This is a genomic window from Akkermansia sp. 54_46 (assembly GCF_001917295.1).
GTDB lineage: Bacteria > Verrucomicrobiota > Verrucomicrobiia > Verrucomicrobiales > Akkermansiaceae > Akkermansia > Akkermansia muciniphila.
Genome location: NZ_MNUD01000032.1, coordinates 151,193 through 169,259, shown reverse-complemented (window position 1 = coordinate 169,259; position 18,067 = coordinate 151,193). Strand labels below are relative to the sequence as shown.

Genomic DNA, 18,067 nt, shown 5'->3' with positions numbered 1-18,067 from the left:
TTTCTTATTATATGATTCAAGATTTTGCCAACTGGCTGGTTTACAAGATGTTGGAATTTACTCCCCACACACAACTGGGGGAGGCGGTCAACTTTTTCGTGTACGATACGGTCAAGATTCTTTTCCTGTTATACGCGATCAGCCTCATCATGGGGGTGGTAAACGCCTATTTCCCTGTAGAACGCATCCGCGTATTTCTGATTACGAGGAAGCTTTACGGGCTTCAATATTTCTTCGCGGCTCTGTTCGGAGCCATGACGCCATTTTGTTCCTGTTCCTCCATTCCCTTGTTCATCGGATTTGTGAAGGGTGGCATTCCCTTGGGGGTGACGTTTGCCTTCCTGATTACGTCTCCTTTGGTTAATGAGGTGGCGATCGCCATATTCCTCGGAGCATTCGGTATCAAGATTACGGTGATCTATGCTGTTTCCGGCATCCTGTTGGGCATGGTCGGGGGTATAGTCCTGGAGAAATTCAAGCTAGAACGTTATTTGTCTCCCTGGATACGTGACTTGCTGGTTCAGTCGAATGCAGAGAGCAATGACTGGGAACGGAAAAAGACACCCTTCATGGGCAAATTGCCCGTTATCATGCGCGATGCCTGGGGAATCGTCAAGGGAGTGACCCTGTACGTGGTAATCGGCATTGCCATTGGGGCGGCAGTGCACGGCTATGTGCCTGCCGGATTCTTCGAAGAATCCATGAGCCGGGAAAATTGGTGGTCGGTGCCTGTCGCTGTCATCTGTGCGGTACCCATGTATGCAAATGCTGCGGCTATTGTTCCGGTGATCGAGGTATTTGTCGCAAAGGGAGTACCAATCGGAACGGCAATTGCATTCATGATGGCGACAGTAGGACTTTCCCTTCCGGAAGCCGCCCTTCTCAAAAAAGTGATGACCTGGAAGTTGATCGGTATTTTCTTCGGAACGGTCACGGCGTTTATCATTTTGTCAGGTTATGTATTTAATTTACTGATTTCTTGTTAAGAAAACCGTCATTGGATTATTTAGTCCATATGAATATTGGGAAAATAAGCGGTTTCCTTTTTTTATTATCGTAGTCCTCCCGCGTTTTCTTGACGGATGGAGGGAAGAGGGGCAAGATGGCACGCATGGAACAAGTCAGTCTCATGGAATTGGGCAAGCTGGCCGCAGAAGGCCAGGTTGAAGCGGAAGTTTTTGCCCAGATTGCCCAATGCGCGCAGAAGATGACCAAAGGCAACAAGCCGTATCTGGATGTGTCTTTTGCCGATGCGGAAGGGACCATGGGATTGAAGGTGTGGGAGGATAAACCCTGGTTCCGGACGCTTGCTTCGCTGCCCCTCCGCAGTTTTGTGAGCCTGCGCGGCCAATGGGCCAAGGGAGGGTTCGGCATGGAAGTTGCCGATTTGGACGTGCGGTTGCTGGACGAACAGGAAAAGGAAAACTTTCTGGCCGGCTCCGGAACCTTGAAGAAAAAGCAGGAAGCTGATCTGAAGGAAATCTGCATGTTCATCAAGGGCATGAATGATCCGCGCATACGCGCCCTGTGCATTGAATTCATTGAGCAGTTCGGGGAACGCCTCCAGCGCGCCGCCGCCGCCCGCACTTACCATCATGCCCGCCGCGGCGGACTGGTGGAGCACGTGGCGGGGATGATGCGCACGGCCTCTGCCGTCTGCCAGGCGAATCCGGAGCTGAACCGTGACCTTCTGCTGGCCGGGTGTCTGTTCCACGACTGCGGGAAGTTGTGGGAAAATTGCTACCCGAAGGAGGATTTTACGATGCCTTATTCGGAGGCCGGAGAACTGCTGGGCCATATTCCGCTGGGCATTGAACTGGTCAACAATTTGTGGAAGCGCATCATGTCCCTTCCGGAGGCGGATTCCTGGAAGACGCTGGACCCTCCTTCACCGGACGTGCGCATGCACCTGCTGCACCTGATTGCGTCCCATCACGGGGAACTTGCCTTCGGTTCTCCCGTGTTTCCCAAGACGCCGGAGGCGGTGGCCCTGCATTACATCGACAATCTGGACGCCAAGCTGGAAATGTTCCGCGGGGCTTATGAGACAAGCGAGGCCCTGGCTCCCAGAGTGCTCCAGCGCAAGGCCCCCCTGCCTGCCAACGTTGTTCTTCCGCTGCCTTCCGTTCTCCCTCTGGAGCCGGACGGCGAAGACGCTCTGCCGTAAGGTTCCCCCTGCATGGAAGAGGTTCGGCGTGTTCTTCGTCCGTGGCCGGAACGGATGACGGCATCTGCTCCCTTGCTGATTCCGGCTTTGTCCCTGCTGTGCGCCTGCGCGGCAATGGATGTTTCCCTTTGGTTCTGGATTCCATGCTTCTGCCTGGCGTCGCTGCCGTGTTTTTTACGTGCGCCCTCCATGGGGGTGCTTGCCGTTGCCCTGGCGATGTGGGCCGCCGTATATCTTTTCGCGTATGAACGGGAATACGCAGGCGTTCCCGTGGAAGCGGGGAGAGTCATGGTTATGGAAGGCTCCGTTGAGGCTTTTTCCGGAAAATCCGTGTTGTTTCGCCCGGATGGTTCCCGGTGGCTGTACGCGGTTTCCTCCCGTGACGGGGCCTGCCCTCTGGAGGCAGGGGAACGCTACCGGATCAGGGGAGAGGCGTATCCGCTTCAGGCGCCGTGCGGTCCCGGCATCTTTGACCGGGAGCGTTGGGGGTACCTGCACGGCATCATCGCCGGAATCCGGCTGGATGAGTACTGCCGGAACGGGCCGGGAGACTGGCGCAGCCGTTTCCGGGCTTTTTCCCTGCGGCTCCGGGAAAGGGCTGCCTCCCTGCTCAGGGAGGGCGCCCCTCCGGATGATGAGGCCCGGCAGGTGATGGTTTCCGCCGTGCTTGGGGACAAGACGGACGCGAGGCCGGAAACGATGGCGAAGTTTCTGGAAAGCGGCTGCATGCATGTATTCGCTGTCAGCGGCATGCATGTGGGCGTGGCCGCCATGCTGGTTCTGGGTATGCTGAGGCTTTTGCATGTGTACCCCCGTGCGGCCCGGCTGGCCTGCATCCTTTTGCTGGCGGCGTACGTGTTCGTGACCGGGATGTCCGCTTCCGCCCTACGGGCGTTCATCATGGCGACAGTCTGGCTTCTGGCGTTTGTGCTGCGCAGAAAGGGACATCCGGCCAATATTCTGGCGCTCGCTTTCATCCTCCTCTGTTTAATGAACCCGCTCCAGGTTTTCCAGCCGGGGTTCCAGCTTTCTTTTTGCGTTTTTGCCGTCATTGTCTGCCTGGCGGAATGGCTCAGCCGGGAAAAGCCCCTGTGGTCGCCGGACCCGTTTATTCCTCCCCGGATTTATCATGCGCGGGAAAGATTCCTGGTGCGGCTGGAAAAAGCATGCCGCGGCGCGCTGATCGTCTCCGTGGGGGCGTGGCTGGCTTCCATTCCCCTGACGGCATGGCACTTCGGAACCTGGAACCTGTATGCTCCCTTGACCAATTTGTGCCTGAGCGTACTTGTCTTTCCCCTTATGGGCATTTCCCTGTCCGGGCTGATGTTCGCGTGGTGCCCGTGGATGCTGCATGTCTGTAATACGGCCGCTTCCTGGCTGGCGTCCGCCATGCTGTCCGTAGCCGGGGGAGTGGCTTCCCTGCCGTACAGTTATCTTTCTTCCGCACCGCCTTCCGGGGAAAATGAAGCTGTTATCGTTCCCTTGCAGAAGGATGCCTGGGCCACAGTCATTTCCAATCCCGCATTGGTTGTGGGAAGCGGAACGGAAGATGCGGTGCGGTACACCCTCCTTCCCGTGCTGAAGGCGCGCAGTATCCGGCCCTGCGGCATGCTGTCCTGGGGAAACGGCAAAGCGGAACGGGCCGGAGAGAAAGAACTGGAGAAGGAATATCCCGGAATCCGGAACTGGGGCGCGGAGTTCGGGGAATGTCCCGTCCGGCAATGGAGGTTACGGCCGGGCAATGCACTTGTGCTGGAAGATTTTCCTGTCCCGTTGCGCACGGGAATCCGTCAGGACCGGAACCGGGTGTTGTCATGGGAATGCCGAGGGCGGCGGTTCCTGATGATAGGGAATACCGGGTTTTCTTCCCTGGCGCGTGCGGAGAAAACACCGCGGGCGGACGTATTGCTCATCGGGCATCATCCGCGCGACCCGGTGGACAGCGCGGCGTGGATCAGGGCCACAGGCGCCCGCGCGGTCATTTTCACGACGGAGCATGAATGCCCCGTACCGGAGGGAACAGCCGTATACCGTCTCCGGGAAACCGGAACCCTCTATCTGCGGATGGAAGAAAAGAGCGTGCAAATTATCCCCTGGAGGGGCATGGAACGCCGTACAGAGTAAATCCCGTGCTTTCCTCAATGCGGATGGGAAGGATCTCTCCCGCCAGGTCAGGGGCGGCATCCACCATGACGGGCTTGTTCTGGGAGGTCCGGCCGGAGAGGCGCGCCGCATTCGTTTTGGACGGCCCTTCCAGAAGAACTTCCTGCACGGTGCCTACCAGATCCCGGTTTTTCCGGATAGCTATTTCATTGACTACGGCCAGAAGATCCTGGTTGCGCGCTTCCTTCACTTCCTCCGGAATCTGATTCTCCATAACGGCGGCGGGTGTGCCGCGGCGCGGGGAATAGCGGAAAATGAATGCGTTGTCAAACTGGACCTGTTCCACGGCCTGCCTGGTCAGCAGGTAATCCTCCTCCGTTTCTCCTGGGAAGCCCACAATGATATCCGTGGTGATGGACAAATCCGGGCGTGCCTGCTTCATCCGGGAGCAAAGGTCCAGATAGGTTTCATTCCTGTACGGCCTGCGCATCATTTTCAGGATGCGGTCGCTGCCGCTCTGCATCGGGAAATGAATGTGGCTGCACAACTTGGGAAGGTAGGTGAACGCCTGCACCAGATCCTGGCGGAAACCGATGGGATGCGGGGAAACGAAGCGGATGCGCCGGATTCCTTCCACTTCATGCACGGCTTCCAGCAGCTGGACGAAGCCGCCCTTGCCGCCTGCCGTTTCCATCTGCCTGCCGTACCGGTTGACGATCTGGCCCAGCAGCGTGACTTCCTTCACGCCGGCGTCCGCCAGCATCTTCACCTCATCCACCACGTCCCGGATGGGGCGGCTGCGTTCTGCGCCGCGGGTGTAGGGAACAATGCAGTAGGCGCACTTCATTTCGCACCCCTGCATGATAGAGACATACGCCGTGGAGCGCACGCCGGGATTCAGGTGATCCCGGATTCGGTTCTGGGAATCCTCCTCTTCCGCCACATCGCACACATGCGTACCGGAAAAGGCGGTTTGCAACTCATCCATGCGGCGTTCCTGGCGCGCGCGCAGAATGCCGTCCACATGTTCAAATACGCGGTGGTATTTCTGGGTGCCGACCACGAGGTCCAGGCGCGGCAGTTCCTTGAACAGCTCCTCTTTTTTACTTTGGGCCATGCAGCCCATCATGCCGTACACTACATGCGGACGGTGCCGCTGCTGCTTGGCCAGAAGCCCCATTTTTCCCAGAGCCTTTTGTTCCGCCTGTTCCCGGATGGAACAGGAGTTGAACAGGATGACGTCCGCCTCATCCTCGCGGTCCGTCATGGTGTAGCCCTTCTGCACGAACATGCGGGCCACCTGTTCGGAGTCCCGTTCGTTCATCTGGCAGCCGTAGGTTTTGATATAAAGCTTGGGCATGGAAAAAATCAGGTATTTTTTTTCAGGGTGACCACGCATTCCAGATGCTTGGTCTGGGGGAACAGGTCAAAGGGCTGGACGGCGGTGACGGAATACCCGGCCTTGTCGAATTCCGCCAGATCCCGTATCTGGGTGGCGGGATTGCAGGAAACGTAAACGACTTTTCCGGGGCCGAAGGCAAATAACTGGGCCAAAAATTCCGCACTGCATCCTTTCCGGGGAGGGTCGATCACCACGGCGGTTTTTCCTGCAGGGAAATCCACCCGGGCAAAAATGGCTCCGGCGTCCGCCGCCAGAAATTCCGCGTGTTCAATTCCGTTGCTGCGGGCATTGCTGCGTGCCCAGTCCGCAGAAGTCTCGCTGACTTCCACGCCCAGCACTTTTTTAAATTTCTTCGCCAGGCTCAGGGCGAACAGGCCGGAACCGCAGTAGGCGTCCACCAGGAATTCCTCCCCGTCCATACTCGCCTGTTGGGCCACGTAATCCGTAAAAAGCGGAAGAATGAAAGGATTATTCTGGAAAAAGTCTCCCGCCAGAAAATGGAATTCCAAATCGCCCACCCGTTCGCAGGCGACGGCATTGTTATTGGTGATGACGGTTTCTTCCGAGGCCCGGAGCAGAATGGTGGCTCCCCGTTTGAACCGGGCGGCGGCCTGGTAAACGCTTTTGCGGGCCAGGGGCAGGGCTTCATTGATGCACTCCATGGCAATCGGGCATTGCGGCACGTCCACTACGTCCCTTCTGGAGCCTGCTTTCAGGAAACCGATGGCCGGCTTGCCTCCTTCCTTCGGCTTGTCAAAATGAGGCGTAATCTTGGAGCGGTAATGGTATTGGCGGGGGGAGGCTACGGCCGGATTGACGGGCAGTTCCAGCCCTGCCTGCAAGCGGAGCAGATCCGCTACCTGCCGGGTCTTCCAGAGAAGCTGGCGGTCATAGGAAAAATGCTGGTACTGGCATCCCCCGCAGGTTCCGAACAGGCGGCAGCCCGGTTCCACGCGGTCCGGGCTGGGGTTAATTACTTCCACCAGATCGGCGGAGGAATAGTTCCTGTCATTACGCCAGACGCGCGCCTTTACACGGTCTCCCGGCAGGGCGAAGGGGACAAAAACCACCCATCCGTCCACGCGGCCAATGCCGTCGCCTGCATTGGAAAGGGCGTCAATATCCAGTTCAAGCTCCTGGTGGTAGGAAAAAGGTTCGGGGTGGAAACCCTTGGGAATGGTCGCAGTCATGGTGGTGGGAAAAGATTATGGGGCGGAAGGGGTAATCAACTTGCCGTCCAGATCGTACAGCAGGGTTTCCGGCAGCCGGGGGGTGCGCAGTCCGGGGCGGAAATCGCCCGGCAAGACAGCCGGCCCCGGTGCGGATTCTTCATTCTCATCCTCTGGAAGAATCTCCTGTTGCGCCGGAGCGGGCGCCCAGGGTGCGGGCTGGTTGGCTGAAGCGGTTTGTTCCGGCTGAACGGCAGGAACTGGGGCGGGGTCCTGAGGTGCCGTTTCCTTGTTGGAGGCGCAGGAAGAGGTCCAGGCCAGCCCGGCAATCAGACAGGAGCGGATCAGGAGTTTTCTCATGGCGCGGATTCTTACAGCTTCATCCGGACTTGGCAAGTGAATAGCCCTGTTATGGACCGTGTAAAGGGCATTTCTTTTTTACTTGGAAACCGGGGAATGCTTGCTGTTTGACTCTTCCAGGATAGTGTTTATAGTAGGAGCACGTATGAGATTTTTTCTTTCTCTGTGTTGTTACGCTGCGGTTTCAGGGGTGTTTGCCCCACAGGCCGGCGTGGCGCAACAGCTTCCTCCCATTTTCGGGTTTGCCAATAAAGACAGGATACCTGAAGTTAATAAGTCGGGCAGTCCCGTTTTTGATAAACTCCGTAATGAAGCTATGAAGAAAAAGCAGCCGCTGGTAATTTATCTTACTGGTTCTTCGTGGTGTTCCCAGTGCAATATTTTTACCCGGGAATATATCAAAAAAACAAATTTCAAAAATGCCGCCGGGAAAAAATTTATATTTTGGCTGGTGGATACCAAACAGGTGCCGGGCAATTCTCCGGGGACGTTTCAATTTAAAATGGTTCCGGAAGAAGCCGCAAAAATCGTGGGGTGTGTGGATTCTCCCCGCGCGCCGTATGTGGTTCTTGGACCTCCCGCCGTGTTTATCATTGATCCTGTTTCCGGAAAATTGATCAAGAGCCTGTTCTCCAAGAGTGAAGTGGACAAGTATGGAAAACCTCTTGCCGGAATTATTGAAGAAACCTGGGTGGAGTTTTCCCGCAAGCCCAAATAGGAAACGGAATGTATGCGGGGAACGTCCGGTATTTTCATGCTCCAGCCAAGATGACGGGGAACAATTCCAAAAGTTCTTTTGTTTATTTATAGGAAGCGAAAAAATCCTCCCGGCATCCCTCCGGCTCCTTTAAAAAAGGCAGCGTGCGGAATCTTTTTCCGGGGCGGAGCGATTGCCGTTAAAAACGGTAAATGCAGCGCAGCCATGGGCGCGACGTGCCGGAATAGTAGGGATACCACCGGTGTCCGGGGTGGTGCATGGTGCGGCCCCATTCATCCTGACGGCGCGCCTGGGGCGCATAGAAGAGCTGCTTCCACTCCCGGCTGGCGAAGGAAGAAGGCTCTGTTTCCGAAGCCGGAGGCGCCAGAAACGCCTGGAAGGCGCTGGAAGAACAGCAATAATAGGGAATGTTGAACCGGGGCGCCATTCCGAACGCCAGCAGAAGCCATATCCAGACGCGGAAACCGGGACGCCGCGTCCAGGAGGAAGCCAGAAAGGCAAGCAGGCAGGCCATGACCGGAACGCTTCCTTTGCAAAGCAGGTCATTGACGTCTCCGTTCACGTAAAAAAAAGGCAGAATCAGGCCGGTTGCCAGAGTACAGATAAAGAGGGGATTCCTCTGGAAATCCCGCCAGCAGAACAGGGCGTACAGCAGGAATGAGGTCGCCATAAGCAGGAAATCCCCCGGACGCGTATAAAAAGGCCGCATGCCCATGTGGGAGGATGGCGCGTTTACCGCCCCATAATAAAGAAGAAAACACGTTCCCAGCAGAACGGCGGCCGAAAAGGAGGGATGGAGCAGGACATCCCGGAGAGGGAGGACGCCTTTCCATTGGCGGCGCCACTGGCAGGCCGCCAGGGGCAGCCCTCCAAGGGCCGCGAGGGGGGAATAAAAGGCCGTGGCTGCGAACAGAATAGGCATCCAGTATAGGGGCATGCGTCCTGAAGCCAGGAAGATGAAAAAGAGCAGAACAGGAATGGATGCGTTTGCGCTGCACATGATTTGTTCCGCCGTGCCGAAGTAATGCAGGCGGAACAGGTTCAGCCCCAGCCAGCACTGGAGATTCAGCAGAGAGCCGAATGCCGCCATCAGCAGGGCGAGCAGCAGGGAGCGGCGTCCGGAGAAAACGCAGAGCCACAGCCAGGAAAGGAACAGGCCCCAGGCTCCCCACAGAACGACAAGCATGCGCGCGGCGTCCAGCCCCGCCAGTTTTCCCGCCAGGGCTGGGACCAGCCAGAACCCCGTGTTGTAAATCAGCACGTTCCCGTCCGGAAAGATGACGGGCCACGGGCTGGCGACCAATTCACGCAGACAGGCATTTCTGACGATATGGTCAGGGTGCTGGTTGACCCACTCCCCCCATCCGGAAAGCGCCATCAGGGCGGCAAACGCCGCCAGGGCGAGAAATGAAGAGCGGGTGAACAGGGGGAAGGCGGGGAGAGAATCCCTTGTTTGCGGTTCCTTGCGTTTTCGGGGCGCCAGTCCCGCAGCCGTCAGGAGCGTGAGAGGGAGAGCGGCGTACCAGTGCATCCACCCGGCCAGGAATACCAGCACGGGCAGCAGAAGCCAGGCGCAGGTGTGCCACTTCAGCGCGGTTGCGTTGAACGCTTGTTCCGGGCACGGGGCATCAGCGGCAGGCATTTCCCCGGAACCTTAATGGGGCCGGCCTGCGGGGGCAAGGAGGAAACTCGCAGACCGGAACGGAAGGGGGCATTTGTATGGGTATGGTGGCAGGAATGAGCGCGCGCCGTTGCCTCTTTACCGGAAAAACGGGGCAGGTCATGCTGGGAGGCCTATGAATAAAACACAATTTATCAGGGAGCTCCAGCGTGAGCTGGGGAAGGACGTTACTTCCCGGCAGGCGGAACACGCGTTGAACGCGGTGCTGGAGACGATTGCGCGGTCGGTCCGGAGGCGGTCGCTGGTGAAATTCCGGGGCTTTGGCACTTTCCGCGTCAAGCGCCGCCGCGCCCGCATCGTACGCCATCCGGAAAACGGCGGCAGGCTGCTGGTGCATGAATCGAAAACCATGAAATTCCGCCCCTCTTCCCTTCTGTGGAAGGAGTAGGGAAGCCGTTCGGCAGCTCCTGTCATTTTGCCATTGACTTCCCCGTCCGCGGAGGCCCTTAATGTGGATAAGGCAGGAACATTTTTGCCTGCCTGCATAAGTAACTGGCCCCTTCCACGTTTGCCGATCATGACTCCGGATTCCGTTCATCTGCTGACCCGTTCCTCCCAGATGACCCTGTGCAAAGATGAACAGGGCCGTGTGCGCCGCGCCTATTACGGCCCGAGGCTGCATCAGCCGGAGGATGCCCTGGAAAACGCCGCGGATGCTCCTCTCCTGTATTCCTCCCTGGCGGATTCCGTAACAGGGCTTCCCAATGCGTCCGGCGAGTACTGCATTTGCGTGACCCAGGCGGACGGGGCCCTTTCCCTGAGTCTGGAATGCCAGGGTTGGGAAGTGCTGGAACTGGATGACGACCGGGAAGAAGCCGTCTTCTATGGGAAGGACCCTTCCTACCCTGTGCGGGTGGAAATCCACGTGCGCTCCCACAGGGAATCGGACACCTTTTTGCAGTGGGCGGTTGTTCGGAACGAAGGGAAAGAAGGCATCCGCCTGCACCGCGCTGCGTCCGCACAACTGGGTTTGCGCGCAGAACGGTACTTCGTCACCAGCTTCCGCGGCACCTGGGGCGGCGAGTCCCTGATGAGTGAGGAAGAAGTGGCCCGGGGGCATGAACTTGCCCTGGTATCCGGAACCGGCACCCGCACCGCCCAGGAGGGAAGCCCCGGATTCATCATCTCTCTGGACGGTCCGGCGCGGGAGGATTCCGGGGAGGTTGTTCTGGGGGCGCTGGCATGGTCCGGCAATTACCGGATATGGTTCCGGCACAGCCCGTATCATTACCTTTTTGCCGGAGCGGGACTGGATACGGCTCCCGCGCCCTATCTGCTGGACGGCGGCGGCGTGTTTGAAACGCCGCCCCTCATTCTGACGCACAGTAAAAACGGCAAGGGAGAGGCCTCCCGGCGCATCCACTGCTGGGCGCGCCGCTACGGCCTGCGCGGCGGAGGAACAGAGAGGCCAACCTTGCTGAATTCCTGGGAGGGGGTGTATTTTACCTTTACGGAAAAAGTGCTGCACGGCATGATGAAACGTGCGGCGGACTTGGGGATAGAGCTTTTCGTGCTGGATGACGGCTGGTTCGGCAACCGGTTCCCCCGCAATGACGCCCGCGCGGGATTGGGGGACTGGCAGGTGAACCGCGCTAAATTGCCCCATGGGCTGGAAGGCCTTATCCGCCATGCGGAAGAACTGGGGATACGCTTCGGCATCTGGGTGGAGCCGGAAATGGTGAACCCTCATTCGGAGCTTTATCAGAACCATCCGGAGTGGGTCATCGGTCTCCCGCATCGAGAAAACAGGCAGGAACGCAGCCAGTATTTGCTGGACCTGAGCAATCCTCATGTATGTAGGTACATTCTTGACGCCATGCGGAAGCTGCTTGGAGAACATCCGGGCATTTCCTACGTCAAATGGGATTGCAACCGCAAAATTTCCGACCCCGGCTCTCCCTGGCTGGACGCCTGCCGCCAGGGGAATCTGCCCATTGACTATGTGCGGGGCTATGAACACGTTCTTGATACGCTGGCGGCGGAATTCCCGGATGTGACATTCCAGGCCTGTTCTTCCGGCGGAGGCCGCGCCGACTATGGAACCATGCGGAGGCATCATGAATTCTGGACGTCCGACAATACGGACGCTTATGAACGCGTGTTCATGCAGTGGGGCATAGGCCACCTGTTCCCGGCTCTTTCCATGGCCGCCCATGTGACAGCCTCCCCCAACCACCAGACGGGCCGCTCCACGCCGCTCAAATTCCGGTTTGACGTGGCCATGTCCGGACGGCTTGGCTTTGAACTCCAGCCATGCGACATGACGGAGGAGGACATAGCCTTTGCCAAACGTGCTCTGGCGGAATACAAGCGCATCCGTCCCGTAGTCCAGTTCGGGGACTTGTACCGCCTATCGTCCCCGTATGAAAGCCGGGTGGCCTCCCTGATGTATGTATGCGGAAAACGGGCTGTCGTTTTCGCCTGGCTGATGGATAAATGGCTGGCGGATTCCCCTCCACCCCTGCGCCTGAAAGGCCTGAATCCTGCCGCCAGGTACCTGGTGCGGGAAATCAACATGAATGAAGACGGCTCTCTCACGAACGTTCACGAACAGGTGCTGGGCGGCGATTTCCTGATGGACGCCGGCATCCGCATCCGCTGGAAAAAGGCCTTCCAGTCCGTCTGCCTGGAGGTGGCGGAAACAAACCCTGATGCTCCGGCTTCATCATGAAATCGGCGTTTGGCGTGGGAGCCATAGCCGCCTTACTGATGTGATGAGTTAGGAGTTCTCTTAGAGGTGAGGGTATACAGCCAATGCGGCAGAAGACAGGCGCATTCCAATGCCGGTTTGCCGATGTTCTTCTCTTTTTCTACAGGAAAAGGTGATCATTCAATCTTGATGAGGCCCTCCCTGATGAGCCGGGCCGCTTCCCGTTCTATTTCCTTTTGATGTTGTTTCATGTAGGCCTGGTACGCTTCCTCAATATCGAAACGGATGGTCAGGACCCATTCTTCAGCCCTTCCCTCTGATGCGGTAATCTGGATAATGTTTTTTTATATATTCCCGCTGTTTTTCCAGGAGCTTGTCCAAATCCTTCTCATTAAACACAGCGGGATTGGTGATGACAGGGGTATCTTTTTCTTCTTCCTGCTGCTGTGCGTCCGGCTGCCGCGGCTGTTCTTCCTGCGCTGCAATTGGGCTGATGAACCCGGGCAGGCAGGAGACGGATAGGGCGAGTATGGTTGATGCAGGCTTCATGATGCTGGTCAGGCGGCGTGCGGTTTTTGCCTCTCCCTTTTATACAGGAAGCAATCAGATTATTCAATTTGAATGACGCCTTCCCTGATGAGTCGTTCCGCTTCCCGTTCTATTTCCTTTTGATGTTGTTTCATGTAGGCCTGGTACGCTTCCTCAATATCGAAACGGATGGTCAGGCCCCATTCCTCATCTTCGTTTTGTAAATCAAACTCCGAATAGTGACGGCTGTCAAAATAATCCTGCTCTTGCGGATAATGTTTTTTTATATATTCCCGCTGTTTTTCCAGGAGCTTGTCCAAATCCTTCTCATTAAACACAGCGGGGTTGGTGATGACAGGAATATCTTTTTCTTCTTCCTGCTGCTGTGCGTCCGGCTGCCGCGGCTGTTCTTCCCGCGCTGCCGCGAGACTTCCTGTTTTCAGCATAAGGAAAAACAGAACAATGCCCGTGGTCGCGACGAATTTCAGAGGATGATTCATATGGAATTCTGTTATGGTTTTTTCCTTGGGAAAACAAGAAAGGTCATGAACGTTCCAATGCTGGTTCGTGTTTCCTCTTCGTTACAGGAAAAGGCCGATCATTCAATCTTGATGAGGCCCTCCCTGATGAGCCGTGCGGCTTCCCGTTCTATTTCCTTTTGATGTTGTTTCATGTAGGCCTGGTACGCTTCCTCAATATCGAAACGGATGGTCAGGACCCATTCCTCATCTTCGTTTTGCAAATTAAAAAATGAATATCGATGACCATCAGAATAATCTGTATACTCTCCTTCAGCCCAGATTTGATAATCTGGGTAATGTTTTTTCACATATTCCCGCTGTTTTTCCAGAAGCTTATCAAAATCTTTCTCGTCAAAAATGGTAGGATTCATAATGACAGGAATATCTTTTTCCTCTTCCTGCTGCTGTTCGTTCAGCTGCCGGGGCTGTTCTTCCTGTGCCTCAATCTGGCTGATGATCCCCAACATGCAGGAGAAAAATATGGCGAATATGTTTGATATGGATTTCATATTTCTGTTCAGGTTATTGGTGGTTTTTGCAATCTTCCTTTAATTGTTTTTTTAAGAGATTACTAATTTTATTTATTCCTTCCTTTACTACATAAGGAATATCTTTTGGAGGATGGTAGTCCACTCCGGACCGGGATATATTGGTCATGTGGCCTATTTTCCATTCTGATTCTACCTTTCCGTGATGGACAAACCGATAGATATAAACGATATGCACGTGGCGGAAAGCCTTATCCGTTTTCAGATTTTCAGCCAGGGTAAGGAGGCCGCTCGCTTTTTTGATGGCCTGGACGGCTATTTCGCTCAATACTTTTTTGGAGATTTTTCCCAATCCTTTTTCTGCCGCGCCCAACGCAGCCGGTTTGGAACCGCTGGCGGTAGTATAGGAGATAAAATCACCTAGTTCGGCCTTGCACTCTGCTGAAGCGGGCAGGAAGCTGAAAGAGCAAAGGATCATTGCCGCGATATATGGCCATATTCGTATGGATGGTTTCTTCTTCATATCAATTTATTTCCGTGGAGCCGGGTTTCATTCCCGCGTTCTTTTCCGTTGAGGCGGAAATTTTTTCAATAAACTCTTTTCCCTCTCTGTTTAACTTCCCATCCCCCCAGATGCTTAACAGGGTTTGATAGGTTTCCACATAGTATTTTTGCGTCTTATCCCTTTCCGTCAACGCTTCAATGACTCTTTGCATCACTTTGACCGAATATTTTTTCATCTTAGGTGTCCATACGGCGTGTTTTCCCTTTTGGGTCCATAAGGACAGATGTTTTCCGGTAAAGCCCGGCTTGTATTCGGCGACGCCTTTGATTTCAGGACAATCCCCCACTAACCTGTTCCAGACCAGGCGGGTAAAAAGTTCTTCCGCATGGGGCGTGCAGTCGGGGCCGAGCGCGCAGGCATAGAGTTCATAGGGATTCACCCTGTTTTCCCGGATATTCAGCACGCTTTTCGCCGCGTGCCAAATGAGATTGTGCTCATTGGGCATCGCTTGAGCCAGTTCCTTGAGCAAGGCGAGTTTTCTCCGGTCGCTGGCGTTTTTGGCCTTGATATCCAGATAACGCTGCCACGCAGGATAATTGAAGGGATTAAATTGACGCGCTTCCCGCAAGAGCAACTCCACATGTTCCTGTTTTTGTGTGCAGAAGGACAGATAATACGTTAAAGCCGATTCTTCCGCATGAGGATGATGAATGAATGAATCGTAAGCCATCACCAGTTGAACAGGGCCTTGCCAGGGAATCTGAGCGCCGCCGCTGGCCCAATTCCAGCCGCCGAGATTGTTGCCGATTTGCCAGTGGCCATTGGGGTGTTTCCATACGAAAGCGCAGTGTCCCGGCTGTCCAATCGGGTAAGCGGGAACTCCTTTGGAACGCAGGAATCCAGCCGCGCCTTTGGAGACGGCGCCGCATACTCCTCCGTATTCCGTGTAAAGTTTCAGCGTGATGGGCTTGTGGTCGTAAAAAGCGCTTCCGGCATGGACGCTGACGCCTTTGTCATTCTTTTTACGGTAGGGAATGAATCCGGGAAATCTGCTTCCGGCTTTCTCCGGCCTGATTTTTTTCCCTGCGATAAATTGCTGTGCCCATGCCAGATCTTCAAAACCTTCTTTTCCCCGGAATACGATGGCCCATTCCCAGGGTTGCAAGGTTTCTGCCTGTGGATAGCATTTGGCGTGGTGATGAGAATCCCGGTAGAAGTTAAATTTGGCGATGCATTCTTCAGGAGAAAAGATGTTTGCGACAAGGCCGGCTCCCAATGCCATGCTGAGTTCAACGGGATTGAAATTCTGATCGCTGGTATTCCAGATTTGGTAAAAAACGGAAAGAGTACTTTTGCCGGCTGGACCAGATTGGGCGAGCATGTTGAATACTTTCGGGTGGCTGGAAAGCCATTTCCTGAAGACCTGATCCTTGAGTTCCTCCTGAGTGAAAGGTTTCCCTCCTTCGGCAGTATTGAAAAACTGGTGCAGGCAGCACAATGCCGCCACTTGAGGGGATTGAATCAGTTTTCGTATTTTGTCGGAGGTAAGCGGGCCGGAATCAAGCCGGCTGCGCAGGACTTCCCGGATTTTACCGGCAATGAAGGAGGATCGCCCTGAAGAAAGCAGTGTTTGTATGTCTGCTTCATATGAAGCCAGCGTGCCAAAGCTCTCTATAGACATGAGCATGCTGAAGAGGAAAAGCCAGAGGATGTTTTTCATAAGGTATGAAAGACAGACTTAAATGCATGGCAACATAAATTGAAAAAATGTCAATAAAATATGATTTTTTTGAATATGAAAAATACATTTCATATTTCGCTTTTATATCAAAATGATATTGACGGCAAAAGGATTTTTTCAAATGGAAAATTGGGATCATTGGCTCTGAGAGACATTGGATTTTCGGAGCCGAATCCGGGATGATTTTTGTGTCTATCCCTCCCGCAAGATGATGAAAACGGGGTTCCATTCGGAAAAAGAATGGAACCCCGTGCTGAAGCGGTAAAACAGAGATAATAGTTTTCAGGTCAGATGATCTCTGCCATTGTCAAATTCCCACCACGCCGCCGATGGTCTGGATGATGACCTTGGCGACGATGGTCATCAGGATAAGGGCTACGGGATAGGCGGTGGCGTAGCTGACCACGGGGGCCTGGGAGTCCGTCTTGCTGGCGATGGCTCCCAGGGCCGGGGTGGAGGTCATGCCGCCGCAGATGCCGCCCAGGCATTCCAGAATGTTCATCTTGAAGACTTTCATGCCCACGAAGTAACCGGCGAACATGCCGGAGCAGGTGACGATGACGCCCATGATGAAGACGGCCGCGCCGTGGGTGGCTACCGTATCCACCAGGTCCGCTCCACCCTTGATGCCGGCGTCAGCCAGGAAGAAAACCAGCCCCAGATCCTGCAAAAGAAGGCGGGTGGGGCGTGGGATATAGCCGACGATGGGGCCCAGACGTCCGAAGTGGCCGAGCAGCAGGGCGACGATAAGGGGGCCTCCCGCAATGCCCAGAGAGATGCCCGCGCCGTTGCCGAGGCTGAAGTTGACCAGGCCCAAAATGATGCCCAGGGAGAGGCCGAAGCCCAGGGAGAGCAGGTCCGTCTGGTTCATGTCCTGGCTGCGGTGGCCGATTTTGTCCCCGTATTTGGTAAGGTTTTCCGGGGAGCCCACCACGGTCAGCACATCGTTGCGTTCCAGCGTGGTTTCCCCCGTGGGGACGAAGGTGAAGCCCAGGCGGGAAATGCGGGAGATAATGACGCCGTCCGTGCGCAGGGTTTTCAGGTCGCGGAGCTTGTGCCCGGCATAGTTCTTGTTTGTCAGAATCAGTTTGCGGCGCTCCTTCTGGGAGTCCATGGGGTAGGGATTGTCGCATACCTCCCCCAGAAAGGCGATGTCGTGAGGCATGGTGTCGCTGTTGCCCACAATGAGGACTTCCGTTCCTTCCCGGAACGTGTCTTCCGGCGTCAGGGGCATCAGCCTGTCGTTGCGAACCACGCGGGTGACCATGCAGTGCAGACCGTCCAGCAGCTTGCAGTCCGCAATGTTCTGGCCTATCAGGTTGGGCTGTGTGACGCGGACAAGGCGGGAAATGATGCTGACTTCCTGCCTGGAATGCATGGCTTTGGCCTCCTTGTTGAGGTCAAAGCGCAGCAGGCGCGGCAGGAGCTGGACGAAAAGGACCACGCCCACCACGCCGAATGGATAGGCGATGCCGTAACCGATGCTGACGCCGCTTCCGGAGGCTCCCGGCAGGCTTTCCGTGGCGGCCGCCAGCGCCGGGGTGCTGGTGCATGCGCCGGCAAAGATGCCGGAAGAGATTCCCGCGGGAACTTTGAACCAGATGCCGAATAGGCAGGTGAATAACGCTGACACTCCTACAATCACCGCAGACATGATGGCCAGTTTGCTGCCCTGTTTGGCGATGGCGGAGAAGAAGCGGTTGCCCGCGCTGAGGCCCACGCAGTATACAAAGAGCGCCAGACCCAGCTGCCCTACGCCGTCGGGAATGGCCAGGCGGTAGTGGCCGGCGGCCAGCGCCACGAAAAGAACGCCGGAAAGGCCCAGGTTCAGTCCGTATATTTTAATGCTGCCGAGAGCGATGCCGAAAAAGATGATTCCGAAGAGAACCAGGGTGTTGTGTTGGAGCAGGATATCAAACATAAAGACGGTTAGCGGTTTTGTTCCCTTCCTTGGCGCAGAGCAGGGGAATGCCCGTCACGGATGAGAATGCGTGCGTTGAGAAAGCGGAGGGCGCGGCATATTTCTTCCGGCGC

The 18,067-nt window shown here is 55.7% G+C and carries 17 protein-coding genes; 7 read left to right on the top strand and 10 right to left on the bottom strand.

Going from position 1 to position 18,067, the window contains the following annotated elements; translation table 11 throughout:
- Positions 1-11 precede the first annotated feature (11 nt).
- From BHW66_RS07140 to BHW66_RS07130, 3 genes are all read left to right on the top strand, one after another.
- Positions 12-986, top strand: coding sequence for a permease (locus BHW66_RS07140; protein WP_046434579.1), 975 nt, complete (start codon positions 12-14; stop codon positions 984-986).
- Between the two features lie 116 nt (positions 987-1,102).
- Positions 1,103-2,167 carry an HD domain-containing protein gene (locus BHW66_RS07135; protein WP_102758655.1) on the top strand — a complete coding sequence of 355 codons (1,065 nt, stop codon included), beginning with the start codon at positions 1,103-1,105 and terminating at the stop codon, positions 2,165-2,167.
- Positions 2,168-2,179: 12 nt separating this feature from the next.
- A complete protein-coding gene (locus BHW66_RS07130) occupies positions 2,180-4,291 on the top strand; it encodes a ComEC/Rec2 family competence protein (protein ID WP_102758654.1) in 2,112 nt (703 codons plus the stop codon).
- On the opposite strand, the gene miaB is transcribed toward BHW66_RS07130, so the two are convergent.
- From miaB to BHW66_RS07115, 3 genes are read right to left on the bottom strand one after another with little or no spacing between them, the layout of a single operon-like run.
- The gene (gene miaB / locus BHW66_RS07125; protein WP_046434325.1) at positions 4,254-5,630 is read right to left on the bottom strand and encodes a tRNA (N6-isopentenyl adenosine(37)-C2)-methylthiotransferase MiaB; all 1,377 of its coding nucleotides are present in this window, start codon (positions 5,628-5,630) and stop codon (positions 4,254-4,256) included. The genes BHW66_RS07130 and miaB overlap by 38 nt on opposite strands.
- An 8-nt stretch (positions 5,631-5,638) precedes the next feature.
- The gene (locus tag BHW66_RS07120) at positions 5,639-6,862 is read right to left on the bottom strand and encodes a class I SAM-dependent RNA methyltransferase (RefSeq protein WP_046434327.1); all 1,224 of its coding nucleotides are present in this window, start codon (positions 6,860-6,862) and stop codon (positions 5,639-5,641) included.
- A gap of 15 nt (positions 6,863-6,877) precedes the next feature.
- Positions 6,878-7,201 (bottom strand): hypothetical protein, encoded by a 324-nt coding sequence (locus tag BHW66_RS07115; protein ID WP_012419899.1) that lies wholly within the window; start codon positions 7,199-7,201, stop codon positions 6,878-6,880.
- Positions 7,202-7,346: 145 nt separating this feature from the next.
- Between BHW66_RS07115 and BHW66_RS07110 the strand changes: the two genes are divergently transcribed.
- Positions 7,347-7,919 (top strand): thioredoxin family protein, encoded by a 573-nt coding sequence (locus BHW66_RS07110; RefSeq protein ID WP_046434333.1) that lies wholly within the window; start codon positions 7,347-7,349, stop codon positions 7,917-7,919.
- Between the two features lie 178 nt (positions 7,920-8,097).
- On the opposite strand, the gene BHW66_RS07105 is transcribed toward BHW66_RS07110, so the two are convergent.
- On the bottom strand, positions 8,098-9,561 hold the full coding sequence (locus BHW66_RS07105; protein WP_046434335.1) for a hypothetical protein: 1,464 nt from the start codon (positions 9,559-9,561) through the stop codon (positions 8,098-8,100).
- A gap of 154 nt (positions 9,562-9,715) precedes the next feature.
- On the opposite strand from BHW66_RS07105, the gene BHW66_RS07100 reads away from it, so the two are divergent.
- Together BHW66_RS07100 and BHW66_RS07095 are read left to right on the top strand one after the other, a co-directional pair.
- Positions 9,716-9,988 carry an HU family DNA-binding protein gene (locus BHW66_RS07100; RefSeq protein ID WP_046434337.1) on the top strand — a complete coding sequence of 91 codons (273 nt, stop codon included), beginning with the start codon at positions 9,716-9,718 and terminating at the stop codon, positions 9,986-9,988.
- A 129-nt stretch (positions 9,989-10,117) separates the two neighbouring features.
- Positions 10,118-12,271: an alpha-galactosidase gene (locus BHW66_RS07095; protein ID WP_046434339.1), complete on the top strand. Its 2,154-nt coding sequence runs from the start codon at positions 10,118-10,120 to the stop codon at positions 12,269-12,271.
- A 282-nt stretch (positions 12,272-12,553) separates the two neighbouring features.
- Here BHW66_RS07095 and BHW66_RS07090 read toward each other — a convergent pair whose 3' ends face one another.
- From BHW66_RS07090 to BHW66_RS07070, 5 genes are all read right to left on the bottom strand, one after another.
- The gene (locus BHW66_RS07090; RefSeq protein ID WP_286688983.1) at positions 12,554-12,799 is read right to left on the bottom strand and encodes a hypothetical protein; all 246 of its coding nucleotides are present in this window, start codon (positions 12,797-12,799) and stop codon (positions 12,554-12,556) included.
- Positions 12,800-12,858: 59 nt separating this feature from the next.
- Positions 12,859-13,278, bottom strand: coding sequence for a hypothetical protein (locus BHW66_RS07085; protein WP_286688982.1), 420 nt, complete (start codon positions 13,276-13,278; stop codon positions 12,859-12,861).
- Between the two features lie 98 nt (positions 13,279-13,376).
- Positions 13,377-13,808, bottom strand: coding sequence for a hypothetical protein (locus BHW66_RS07080; protein ID WP_046434345.1), 432 nt, complete (start codon positions 13,806-13,808; stop codon positions 13,377-13,379).
- A 13-nt stretch (positions 13,809-13,821) separates the two neighbouring features.
- Entirely contained in the window at positions 13,822-14,310 is a 489-nt protein-coding gene (locus BHW66_RS07075; protein WP_143247088.1) for a hypothetical protein, read from the bottom strand.
- A 1-nt stretch (position 14,311) separates the two neighbouring features.
- The gene (locus tag BHW66_RS07070) at positions 14,312-15,457 is read right to left on the bottom strand and encodes a hypothetical protein (protein WP_143247087.1); all 1,146 of its coding nucleotides are present in this window, start codon (positions 15,455-15,457) and stop codon (positions 14,312-14,314) included.
- A gap of 27 nt (positions 15,458-15,484) precedes the next feature.
- Between BHW66_RS07070 and BHW66_RS07065 the strand changes: the two genes are divergently transcribed.
- A complete protein-coding gene (locus BHW66_RS07065) occupies positions 15,485-15,910 on the top strand; it encodes a hypothetical protein (protein WP_143247086.1) in 426 nt (141 codons plus the stop codon).
- A gap of 430 nt (positions 15,911-16,340) precedes the next feature.
- On the opposite strand, the gene BHW66_RS07060 is transcribed toward BHW66_RS07065, so the two are convergent.
- Entirely contained in the window at positions 16,341-17,954 is a 1,614-nt protein-coding gene (locus BHW66_RS07060) for an aspartate:alanine exchanger family transporter (protein ID WP_022197729.1), read from the bottom strand.
- Positions 17,955-18,067: the final 113 nt, after the last annotated feature.

Coding starts and splice junctions, on each gene's coding strand:
- BHW66_RS07140 (WP_046434579.1), top strand. CDS start 12: ATGATTCAAGATTTTGCCAACTGGCTGGTTTACAAGATGTTGGAATTT.
- BHW66_RS07135 (WP_102758655.1), top strand. CDS start 1,103: ATGGCACGCATGGAACAAGTCAGTCTCATGGAATTGGGCAAGCTGGCC.
- BHW66_RS07130 (WP_102758654.1), top strand. CDS start 2,180: ATGGAAGAGGTTCGGCGTGTTCTTCGTCCGTGGCCGGAACGGATGACG.
- miaB (WP_046434325.1), bottom strand. CDS start 5,630: ATGCCCAAGCTTTATATCAAAACCTACGGCTGCCAGATGAACGAACGG.
- BHW66_RS07120 (WP_046434327.1), bottom strand. CDS start 6,862: ATGACTGCGACCATTCCCAAGGGTTTCCACCCCGAACCTTTTTCCTAC.
- BHW66_RS07115 (WP_012419899.1), bottom strand. CDS start 7,201: ATGAGAAAACTCCTGATCCGCTCCTGTCTGATTGCCGGGCTGGCCTGG.
- BHW66_RS07110 (WP_046434333.1), top strand. CDS start 7,347: ATGAGATTTTTTCTTTCTCTGTGTTGTTACGCTGCGGTTTCAGGGGTG.
- BHW66_RS07105 (WP_046434335.1), bottom strand. CDS start 9,561: ATGCCTGCCGCTGATGCCCCGTGCCCGGAACAAGCGTTCAACGCAACC.
- BHW66_RS07100 (WP_046434337.1), top strand. CDS start 9,716: ATGAATAAAACACAATTTATCAGGGAGCTCCAGCGTGAGCTGGGGAAG.
- BHW66_RS07095 (WP_046434339.1), top strand. CDS start 10,118: ATGACTCCGGATTCCGTTCATCTGCTGACCCGTTCCTCCCAGATGACC.
- BHW66_RS07090 (WP_286688983.1), bottom strand. CDS start 12,799: ATGAAGCCTGCATCAACCATACTCGCCCTATCCGTCTCCTGCCTGCCC.
- BHW66_RS07085 (WP_286688982.1), bottom strand. CDS start 13,278: ATGAATCATCCTCTGAAATTCGTCGCGACCACGGGCATTGTTCTGTTT.
- BHW66_RS07080 (WP_046434345.1), bottom strand. CDS start 13,808: ATGAAATCCATATCAAACATATTCGCCATATTTTTCTCCTGCATGTTG.
- BHW66_RS07075 (WP_143247088.1), bottom strand. CDS start 14,310: ATGAAGAAGAAACCATCCATACGAATATGGCCATATATCGCGGCAATG.
- BHW66_RS07060 (WP_022197729.1), bottom strand. CDS start 17,954: ATGTTTGATATCCTGCTCCAACACAACACCCTGGTTCTCTTCGGAATC.